Origin of the sequence: Bradyrhizobium sp. CCGE-LA001 (assembly GCF_000296215.2) — a bacterium.
Classification (GTDB): domain Bacteria; phylum Pseudomonadota; class Alphaproteobacteria; order Rhizobiales; family Xanthobacteraceae; genus Bradyrhizobium.
In genome coordinates, this window is sequence record NZ_CP013949.1 from 1,395,867 (window position 1) to 1,405,130 (window position 9,264).

General features: G+C 65.2%; 10 protein-coding genes. 1 reads left to right on the forward strand and 9 read right to left on the reverse strand.

Annotation, left to right across the window (positions count from 1 at the left end; all coding sequences use genetic code 11):
* Positions 1-10 precede the first annotated feature (10 nt).
* From BCCGELA001_RS38255 to BCCGELA001_RS06755, 5 genes are all read right to left on the reverse strand, one after another.
* Entirely contained in the window at positions 11-148 is a 138-nt protein-coding gene (locus BCCGELA001_RS38255; protein WP_008544519.1) for a hypothetical protein, read from the reverse strand.
* A gap of 299 nt (positions 149-447) precedes the next feature.
* A complete protein-coding gene (locus BCCGELA001_RS06740; protein WP_060734895.1) occupies positions 448-870 on the reverse strand; it encodes a hypothetical protein in 423 nt (140 codons plus the stop codon).
* Between the two features lie 326 nt (positions 871-1,196).
* The gene (locus BCCGELA001_RS06745) at positions 1,197-2,120 is read right to left on the reverse strand and encodes a hypothetical protein (protein ID WP_060734896.1); all 924 of its coding nucleotides are present in this window, start codon (positions 2,118-2,120) and stop codon (positions 1,197-1,199) included.
* Between the two features lie 352 nt (positions 2,121-2,472).
* Positions 2,473-2,913 (reverse strand): nuclear transport factor 2 family protein, encoded by a 441-nt coding sequence (locus BCCGELA001_RS06750; RefSeq protein ID WP_008544539.1) that lies wholly within the window; start codon positions 2,911-2,913, stop codon positions 2,473-2,475.
* 228 nt (positions 2,914-3,141) lie between these two features.
* The gene (locus BCCGELA001_RS06755; protein ID WP_060734897.1) at positions 3,142-3,594 is read right to left on the reverse strand and encodes a nuclear transport factor 2 family protein; all 453 of its coding nucleotides are present in this window, start codon (positions 3,592-3,594) and stop codon (positions 3,142-3,144) included.
* Between the two features lie 504 nt (positions 3,595-4,098).
* Here BCCGELA001_RS06755 and BCCGELA001_RS06760 point away from each other — a divergent pair.
* Complete coding sequence (locus BCCGELA001_RS06760) at positions 4,099-4,485, forward strand: hypothetical protein (protein WP_060734898.1); 387 nt, start codon at positions 4,099-4,101, stop codon at positions 4,483-4,485.
* A 94-nt stretch (positions 4,486-4,579) separates the two neighbouring features.
* On the opposite strand, the gene uvrB is transcribed toward BCCGELA001_RS06760, so the two are convergent.
* The 4 genes from uvrB to BCCGELA001_RS06780 all read right to left on the reverse strand — a co-directional run bounded on the left by uvrB (position 4,580) and on the right by BCCGELA001_RS06780 (position 9,187).
* Positions 4,580-7,564: an excinuclease ABC subunit UvrB gene (gene uvrB, locus BCCGELA001_RS06765; protein ID WP_083543309.1), complete on the reverse strand. Its 2,985-nt coding sequence runs from the start codon at positions 7,562-7,564 to the stop codon at positions 4,580-4,582.
* 93 nt (positions 7,565-7,657) lie between these two features.
* Positions 7,658-7,885, reverse strand: a complete 228-nt coding sequence (locus BCCGELA001_RS06770; protein ID WP_008544561.1) for a hypothetical protein — start codon at positions 7,883-7,885, stop codon at positions 7,658-7,660.
* Between the two features lie 53 nt (positions 7,886-7,938).
* Positions 7,939-8,163: a hypothetical protein gene (locus BCCGELA001_RS06775; protein WP_008544563.1), complete on the reverse strand. Its 225-nt coding sequence runs from the start codon at positions 8,161-8,163 to the stop codon at positions 7,939-7,941.
* A 106-nt stretch (positions 8,164-8,269) separates the two neighbouring features.
* On the reverse strand, positions 8,270-9,187 hold the full coding sequence (locus BCCGELA001_RS06780; RefSeq protein WP_060737523.1) for a LysR substrate-binding domain-containing protein: 918 nt from the start codon (positions 9,185-9,187) through the stop codon (positions 8,270-8,272).
* Positions 9,188-9,264 lie beyond the last annotated feature (77 nt).

Here is a 9,264-nt window from a genome sequence, read left to right on the forward strand (position 1 = left end):
CGGCCCCGCCTCAGCGGCTGTAGACGAACGCCAAGACGGCGATCGCAACTGCCAGCAATCCGACAAAGCGCAGCGTGATCGTGCCGAGCTGATTCGGCGCGGGCCGCAGTGCGATAGGGTCCGAGGTGTCGGGCCGAATGCTTTCCATGAGCTTGTCCCCAAGGCCCGGCCGCTAAGGCCACGGGCGCTTGGCATTGGTCGCTGGTAAGGGACGGAGGGTTCAAAGCCTTGCGCGCCGCACCCACCGCTGTCATGCCCCGGCTTGACCGGGGCATCCAGTACGCCGCGGCATCTCGGCTCAATCACTACCGTCTCGGAGTACTGGATCGCCCGATCAAGTCGGGCGATGACACGTCCAATGGCGAGGGTGCGAGACTAACTCATTCCCAGAATCAAAACCGCCGCGCCCCTTGCGGAACGCGGCGGCCGGTGATGCGGTTTGACCGATCAGCTGTTGCGCAGGCCGTCGGCGGCGCGCTTCCACTGCGCGACGTTGTCGGCGATCATGCGGGTCGACTTCATCGCGGCCTGGCTGAGCTGGGCGTAGCCGGAGATCTCGCGCTGGACGCGCTGGCCTTCGGCATGGAGCAGGTCGCGGAGGCTCTCGAGCTCGGAGATCAGATTCTCGATCTCGGCGAGCGAGGTGCCGGCGACGCGCTGGATCAGCGAGTTGACGTTGTTGACAGTCGCTTCCGCGCTCGGGTCGAGCGGCGGTGCGTCAGTGGTGGTCGCGGCCGGACGGCGCAGATAGGCGATGTCGTTGCGGACGAAATCGCGGATGCCGGCTTCGACCTCGGTCACGGCGGCAAGGTTGGTGTCGACCGTCTCGGTCTCGGTGGCTTCGGCCTTTTCGGGACGCATGGCGTTCATCGTTATTCCCCTGTTCGCGTTGAGCGCAGCGCGAGTGTCCCCCGCACGACGACGTCTGTGAGGCAGACCGCATCTGTGCGTCCGATTTTGACCGCAAATGGGCCGAGATGCGGCAAGGGCGGACCATTCGGGGGTTTTGCCGTGGCGTAGGGTTAGCAGAGTGTGAACGGGGTCTGCGGCGACGGACCTTTGGGTTCCTCATGGTGAGGAGCGCGAAGCGCGTCTCGAACCATGAAGCGCCCAGGTCGGCCAGCGGGGCCTTTATCCTTCGAGACGCACTCCTGCGGAGCGCCCTCTCCGATGAGGGGAGAGCAGGGGACTCGCCCCTACCAGCTCTTCTTGAAACCTGCCGTCACGCTCTTGTTGATCGCGCCTTGTGAGGTCTCGCCGACCGAGCCGGAGACCGTGACGTTGTCGAACAGCTTCTGTTCGGCGCCGAACTTGCGCAGCCATTTGTCGTCGGTGGTCGACAACGTCTGGCCGGCCGTGATGCTGGTACCGGTGTCGGTGAGCGTGACCTTGGCGGTCTGGTCGGTCTCGTAGTTGCGGGTGATGTGGCCGCCGATGCCGGGGACCGCCGTGGTGCCGTGCTGGTTGACGCTGTAGCCGTTCTGGAGCGTCAGCGACGTGTCGCCGGACAGCGGCACGGACTTGGTCAGCGAGGCCCCGATCTTGCTCTGTTCGGAGCCGGGATCGACCCGGGCTTCCACCGCGGTCTTGTCCCAAATCACGCCCGCGCCTGGCGCGGTCGCCGTTGCCCAGGCGCTGCCGGAGGATTGCGGCACACTGCCGCCATTGCTGGCCTTCTGCGCCAGCAACTCGGACATCGTCCTCGGCTCGTTCGTCACCGTCATGTCGGCGCCGATGCGCGTATCCCAGAACGAGAACACGGACTGCTTCACCGTCACCGCCGAGGAGCCGTTGGCATTGGCGTTCGACGACCAATCCAAGCCGTCCTTGGCGGCGGCCTGGGCGCGCTTCTTGGCGGCCATGGGGTCGATGCCGGTCCCGGCATCGACTGCGAGCTGGCTCCAGTCGAGCTTGTCGACGTCGATGCCCTTGAGCACGTCTGGGTCATTAGCGCTGGGAGCCTCCGCGACGGCCTCTGTCTCGGCCTCGTCCTCAGGCGCAGCCGCGGGTTGGGAGAAGGGCGGAATGATCTGCGCCGAGACCGTCAGCACCGAGCCCAAGATGAAGGCAGCCGCCAGCACTGGCAGCCTGGTCCAGCCAAACCCTGTCGAGAATTCCATCGTCCTGCCCGCAACCCCCGGCACATGCCCATCGACAATATATATCGAGCTCCGGCCATGCACCATTCCGTCGCGAGACATGCGTGTCCATCGTCGCGAAATTGTGACGGCTTGCCGCGAATGGCGAACCAACGGGCCGCGCGAAAAGCGCGCGCCCGACGACGAGCTGCTGACACGGCCGCATCCGGCGGGGCTGGAGGCCAGGAGCGTCATGTCAGTGTCGTCATCGGTCCCGGAGAGCAGGACCCGTTGGCGTCCCCCCTGAAGCACGATGATCATCCATCGCGCTTCAGGTTGTCGTTTGCGTATGATCTTTTTGGGAAAACCGCTTCGCGCTTTTCCGGATCATGCTTTAGCCGGCGCGCGTCATCTTCGGCAGATGAATGGCGCGGCCGAGTGCCTGCTCGACCAGGTCGAAAGTGTCGATCAGCACGCGCATGCTGACGAGCTTGCCCGCCCTGAACTGGGCGAACTGCGCGACGCGCAGGCTGATCGGCTTGTTGGAATCCAGCGCCGTCAGCGAATAGCGCAGCATCGAGGCGGCGGAATCGACGCCGAGCATGATGCTCTCGCGGTCGAAGCGGCGGACGTGGAAATTGTCGGCCAGCTGGCGGATGACGTCGAGCACGGCGTCCTTGCCGTTTCGTGCGCCGAGGAACGGAAACATGTCGATCGGGCCATAGAGCGCCCATTCGACGTCCTCGTCGATCAGGGCCTCGATATCGCCGAACTCCCGGTCGTTGATCGCACGGTGCAACGCGCGCGAGAAACGCCAGAGGCTGTGCTCTGTCATTTGGGGCAGTCCTGAAGCTGGCTTGCAAGAAAAACGGAAAACAACCCCATGCACAGAAAGGTGCCGGGGCGCTCAACTCATTTGTGTACGAATAAATACGGGGTTTCGGCCAAAACGCAATTCACGTTTTCGCAATGCACAAATGCGCGCATTTTGTGAGATTTGCAACAGAGTCCCGTAGTTTCCCGGTTCTGGCCGGACGCATGGAACCGCAGGCCGCGGCGTGACCTATCCCCCATCCATCCCCGCCCCCACGATCAGCGGTCCGATCTCGCGCTCCAGCACCTGCTGCACCAGATCGTAGGAATCGATGATCTCGCGGATCTGCGCCACCAACCCGCCGCGGAAGCTGTAGAACACCGCCATGTCGAACTGCACGACGCGGTCGTTGCTGCGCTTCCGGAAATAGGTGTGCATGTAGGTCGCGACCTCGTCGCCTTCGGCGACGATCACGGGCGCCTTGTAGCGAACTTCCGAATAACGCTCCCAGATCGTCTGCCATAGCTCGCGTAGCTCTTCCTTGCCGTGGCGCGGCACCATATGTGGCAGCACGTCGATCGGCGCATGGGTGAGGAAGTCGACGTCGTCGGTGCAGCACGCCAGCGCCGCCTCGATGTCACCGCGTGCGAAGGCATCGAGCAGATGCACGACACGTTGGCGATTGAGCTTCTCCACCGTCATTCCGCCCGTCCTCGTCGGCCCCGTGGCGTTGCGCAACGCTTACGCACGATCCCGCGCATCGCCAATCCTCGCGAACACAGGGATGTTGCAGTGGATTTGACGCGCGAGCGCAATGCCAGGTTCATGGTGATGCAATCGCGGGTTGCGGCGCAGTCGCGCTGCAAGAATTCATGCCGTCTTCGGCGGCATGGCGCGCAACCGCACATCGACGAACGCGCAATCACTGCGCACGGAACCGCATATGCTGGCTCGCGCCTCTGTCGCAACGCGTCATTGCGAGGAGCCCTTGCGACGAAGCAATCCAGAGTCGTCCCGCGGAGACAGTCTGGATTGCTTCGCTCCGCTCGCAATGACCACATGGACAGCTCTTGTGAGCTCAACCCGGCGTTCTGCTCCGGCCTGTCCCTGCATGCGTGGACCGGCGAAGCCGCCGCGTGACGCATCTCACATCACGCCCGTCCAGGCGCAGCTAACGTCATCCCGAAGTCATCAGGGAGACGTGCCATGGCCGCTATCGCCACCGCGAGAAAGTCACGCCTGCACAACGCGCTGGAAGGCCTCGCGCTGACCGCGACGCTCCAGAGCTTCCCGACCTTCGCCCTCGCCGCCTTCCTGCTCAAGCTCTGCGGCGACCACGACCTCTCCGGCGACCCTGGCGTCGCCATCTTCGTCGCTGTCGCCTCGTTCACCCACGCGCTGCTCGCGGTGACCCTCGGCCCGAGCTTTCCCGTCTTCTTCAAGACCGTCTACGAGCCGAAATTCTTCGAGGCCCATCTGTCGCTGTCCGACAAGATCACGGCCTGGCGCACCCAACCGGCCGCCTCGCTGCAACTGGTGACGATCGTGCTGCTGCTGTCGGTAATGGCCGTGGTGACGGCGAGCGTGGGGTGAAGGGGGCCTCTCTCCACGTCATTCCGGGGCGCCGCGGAGCGGCGAGCCCGGAATCCATAACCACGAACGGCAGTGATGAAGCGGTAGTGCTTCCCTACCTCTTCTTCCACCCACCCCGTCGCCCAGGCGCCCCGCCCGTCGACTTCGGCGCGGGCCCGAACTCCGGGCCCGACTGCCGTGAGTCCGTCGGCTGGATGATGCGGCTCGTGCTGCCGAACGGCTTTGCCGGCAGCGCGCGGGTCTCGCGGTAGGGCAGGGATTCCGGGCCGTGCATCTCGTCGAGATGCGGCTTGTGCACCTTGGAGCCACTGCCGCCGCCACCGCTGCCGCTCGCTTTGAGCGCAGAGCTGACGGTTTTCTTCTTCATCGCGCTGACCGGCAAATTCGCCGCGTCGCCGTACTTCTTCGTGCCGGCATAGGCGCCGGCCTTGCCCTGCACGGTGCGCTGCTTGGCGGTGGGATCGTCGACCACGGCGAGCTCGGTGGCGCGCAGGCGCTTGACCTCGTCGCGCAGCCGCGCGGCTTCCTCGAAGTTCAGATCGGCCGCGGCTTCGCGCATGCGGGTTTCGAGATCGGCGAGCACGGCCTCGAAATTGTGGCCGATCGAGATGACGTCGTCGGTCATGTCGTGGCCGCCGACCTCGATCAGCACGTGATCGCGCTCGTAGACGGAGTTAAGGATGTCGCCGATCTGCTTCTTCACGCTCTCCGGCGTGATGCCGTTGGCGGTGTTGTATTCCACCTGCTTCTCGCGGCGGCGATTGGTCTCGGCGATGGCGCGCTCCATCGACCCCGTCATCTGGTCGGCATAGAGGATCACCTTGCCGTCGACGTTGCGCGCGGCGCGGCCGATGGTCTGGATCAGCGAGGTCTCGCTGCGCAGAAAACCTTCCTTGTCGGCGTCGAGGATGGCAACCAACGCACATTCGGGAATGTCGAGGCCTTCGCGCAAGAGGTTAATGCCAACCAGCGCGTCGAAGGCGCCGAGGCGCAAGTCCCGGATGATCTCGATGCGCTCGATGGTGTCGATATCGCTGTGCATGTAGCGCACGCGAATGCCCTGCTCATGCAGATATTCGGTGAGGTCCTCCGCCATGCGTTTTGTCAGCACCGTGATCAGCGAGCGATAGCCGGCCTGCGCAGTGGCGCGGACCTCGCCGACGAGATCGTCGACTTGCGTGCGGGCGGGGCGGATGTCGACGGGCGGATCGATCAGTCCCGTGGGGCGAATGACCTGCTCGACGAACACGCCGCCGCTCTCGTTCAGCTCCCAGCCGCTCGGCGTCGCCGACACCGCGACGGTCTGCGGCCGCATCATGTCCCATTCCTCGAAGCGCAACGGGCGGTTGTCCATGCAGGAGGGCAGGCGGAAGCCGTATTCGGCCAGCGTCGCCTTGCGGCGAAAGTCGCCGCGGAACATGGCGCCGATCTGCGGGATGGTGACGTGGCTTTCGTCGGCGAAGATCAGCGCGTTGTCGGGGACGTATTCGAACAGCGTCGGCGGCGGCTCGCCGGGGCGGCGTCCGGTGAGATAGCGCGAATAGTTCTCGATGCCGGCGCAGCTGCCCGTAGCCTCCATCATTTCGAGGTCGAAGGTGGTGCGCTGCTCCAGCCGCTGGGCTTCGAGCAGGCGGCCCTGATTGTGCAGCTGGTCGAGCCGCTGCTTCAATTCAAACTTGATCGACTTGATCGCCTGCACCAAGGTCGGACGCGGCGTCACATAGTGCGAATTGGCGTAGATCTTGATGAATTCGAGCTCGTCCTGCTTGTGGCCGGTGAGCGGATCGAACTCCTCGATATTCTCCACGGTGTCGCCGAACAGGTTCACGCGCCAGGCGCGGTCCTCATAGTGCGCCGGGAAGATGTCGATGACGTCGCCGCGCACGCGAAAGGTGCCGCGGGTGAAATCGGCCTGGGTGCGCTTGTACTGGAGCGCGACCAGGTCGGCGATGAGCTGGCGCTGGTCGATGCGCTCGCCCTTCTTCAGCGCGAAGGTCATCGCGGTATAGGTTTCGACCGAGCCGATACCGTAGATGCAGGACACGGACGCCACGATGATGACGTCGTCGCGCTCCAGCAGCGCGCGCGTCGCCGAGTGGCGCATACGGTCGATCTGCTCGTTGATGGACGAATCCTTTTCGATGTACGTGTCCGTGCGCGGGACATACGCTTCCGGCTGGTAGTAGTCGTAGTACGAGACGAAATACTCGACCGCGTTGTCGGGGAAGAAGTTCTTGAACTCTCCATAGAGCTGGGCGGCCAGCGTCTTGTTCGGCGCGAGGATGAGAGCGGGGCGCTGCGTCGCCTCGATCACCTTGGCCATGGTGTAGGTCTTGCCCGAGCCGGTGACGCCGAGCAGCACCTGCGAACGGTCGTTGCGATTGATACCCTCGACCAGCTCGGCGATCGCGGTCGGCTGGTCGCCCTTGGGCTCGTAGGCCGACTTGATCTCGAAGCGCACGCCGCCTTCGGACTTTTCCGGGCGCGGCGGCCGGTGCGGCGTCCACACCCGCGTGGAGCCGTCGTCCTTGCGGAACTCGGGGCGCCCCTCGCGGATCAACGCCTCCAGCGCATCCGCGGTGGCCTTGACGCCGAGCGCCTCCATCTTGCTGCGCGGCGGCCGCGCCAGCGCTTCGGCATCGTCCTCCTCGGTCGGCAGCCCGAGCTGCCGCGCCAGTTCAGGATCGAGCTTCGGAATTGTGGCCGCAGTTCCGTAATTGGCCTGCGGTGCCTCTTCCAATCCGGTCGGCTCAGAGGATTGGCGCGCGCCCGGCGGCTGCGGATTGGGCCGCAGCGGCATCGGCCGCGTGGCATCCTGCGGAAACTCCTTCGGCGTCGAGGCGCGCGCGCGGTGTGCGGCAGCTTCGCCCCCGGAGCGACGATCGCGCGAATTGTCCGGCGGCGGCTGCAGGCCGGTGCCCGATCCCAGGCCCGCATCGCCGCGATTGATGGCGGGATTGAGCAACTCGGCCAGCGCCGGCCCGATCGGCTGCACGTCGGGGCGATGCGCCTTCGAGTTCGGAGCCTTGGTCTTCGGGGATTTGCCGAATTTTTCGGAGGATGCAGGTTTCTTCGCCATGAGGCGAATATGGGATGAGTCCGCCCCTCAATAAAGGGCGAATGCCTCTCGTCATACAGGCTGCTGACAGCAGGTTGGCAGCAGCCCCCGAGCTCACGCCGCCGGCGACGGACCCTCACCGTCCTCGGCTGTCATATTCGGCTCGAGGATGTCGAGATGGATGCTGCCGCAATCGGTGCAGCGCATGGTCCAGTATTCGCATCCGGCGCGACCGCCGATGACACGGAGCACCGTGAGATCGCCGTCGCATTCCGGGCAGTTGGACAGCACGGCGCCGCTATAGATCCGCGGCCGCGCTCCGTCGATTTCGATGATTGACATGACCGGTTCCCCCCTTGCGCCGCCCCGTCTTGGTCTGCTGACCGACCGTTCGCCTATTCGTCGTCGCCCTCGGCCCGCCGGCGGAAGCGATCGATATGGTGCTTGGCGTCGGCAATCGCGGCGTCGCGATCGGGCCAGGCGAAGCCGACCTCCATGGCCGGAAACAGCACGCCGTCGATGGCAACCGGGCTGAAATCCGCACGCCGGATGCGGGCGTGCCACAGGCCTTTGCCAGCTTCGAAGGATTCGATGTCAAAGCCGTCGTAAATGGTCGTCATTCTTGTCGGTCCCACGTTTTCGGAGGGTCAGGGGACCACATTTGCGGCCTTCAGCATGTGAAGCGGTTCACAAGTGGCCGGCTTTTTCACCCGATCGGGTGACAGGTCAGTTCCGCGCGGCGGTGCGGCCGATCCGCTTCACCGGCCGGGCAGCAGGTTCCGATGCCGCGCGCATGATCCAGCGGCGAAACGCGGCAAAGTCGCGCTGCTCGGTCTGGAAGCCGCGATAGAGCAGGTACCAGCGCATGCCCTTGGGCACCGAGAGATCGAACGGCGCGACCAGCCGGCCGGCGGCGAGATCGTCGTCGATGTAGGGCCGGATGCCCATGGCGATGCCGAGCCCGTCGGCGGCAGCCTGCAGCGCCTGGCCGTAGAACTGGAACTCGGGCCCGCGCGCGTTGATGCGGGCGAGGCTTGCGGCCTTGAGCCAGATCGGCCAGTCCTCCGGCGAATGCGCGACGCGGATCAGGCTCGGTCCCCTGAGATCCGCAGGCCGCTTCAATCCGCTCGCAAGGCGCGGCACGCAGACCGGCGTGAGATCGCCCGCGAACAGCGGCTCGGCAACGAGACCGGGCCAGTCGCCGGTGCCGAGCTTGATGCCGCAGCTCCAGTCCTCGCCGAACGGCACCGAGGCGCCGCCGGTGGTGAAACGCACCTCGATGTCGGGCTCCTCGCTGCGAAACTCCGACAGGCGCGGGATCAGCCAGCGCATCGCGAAGGTGTGGCCGACACCGATGGTCAGCACGCGCACGCTGGAGGGCGCTGTCACCTGCGCGGTGAGGCTCGCCAGCGCATCGAAGATCGGCGTCAGCCCGCTCTGATAGGCGCGGCCAGCCTGCGTCAGCACCAGGCGGTTGGCCTTGCGCTCGAACAGCGCGAGGCCGAGCCGCTGCTCGAGCAGATGCACCATGCGGCTGACCGCGGCGGCCGACACATTGAGTTCGAGCCCCGCCGCAGCAAAGCTGCCGGTCCGCGCTGCCGCCTCGAATGCCTTGATGCCGTTGAGAAACAGCAGCCGCCGCAATTGCAAGTCCCCTATTCAGTACCCTCAGGAAAGCTGATGCCAAGGGCAAGATAACTCAGTTTGCGAAGGCAGAGCAA

Coding starts and splice junctions, on each gene's coding strand:
- BCCGELA001_RS06755 (WP_060734897.1), bottom strand. CDS start 3,594: ATGACGGTGGAGAAGCTCAATCGCCAACGTGTCGTGCATCTGCTCGAT.
- BCCGELA001_RS06745 (WP_060734896.1), bottom strand. CDS start 2,120: ATGGAATTCTCGACAGGGTTTGGCTGGACCAGGCTGCCAGTGCTGGCG.
- uvrB (WP_083543309.1), bottom strand. CDS start 7,564: ATGGCGAAGAAACCTGCATCCTCCGAAAAATTCGGCAAATCCCCGAAG.
- BCCGELA001_RS06750 (WP_008544539.1), bottom strand. CDS start 2,913: ATGACAGAGCACAGCCTCTGGCGTTTCTCGCGCGCGTTGCACCGTGCG.
- BCCGELA001_RS06775 (WP_008544563.1), bottom strand. CDS start 8,163: ATGACGACCATTTACGACGGCTTTGACATCGAATCCTTCGAAGCTGGC.
- BCCGELA001_RS38255 (WP_008544519.1), bottom strand. CDS start 148: ATGGAAAGCATTCGGCCCGACACCTCGGACCCTATCGCACTGCGGCCC.
- BCCGELA001_RS06760 (WP_060734898.1), top strand. CDS start 4,099: ATGGCCGCTATCGCCACCGCGAGAAAGTCACGCCTGCACAACGCGCTG.
- BCCGELA001_RS06770 (WP_008544561.1), bottom strand. CDS start 7,885: ATGTCAATCATCGAAATCGACGGAGCGCGGCCGCGGATCTATAGCGGC.
- BCCGELA001_RS06740 (WP_060734895.1), bottom strand. CDS start 870: ATGAACGCCATGCGTCCCGAAAAGGCCGAAGCCACCGAGACCGAGACG.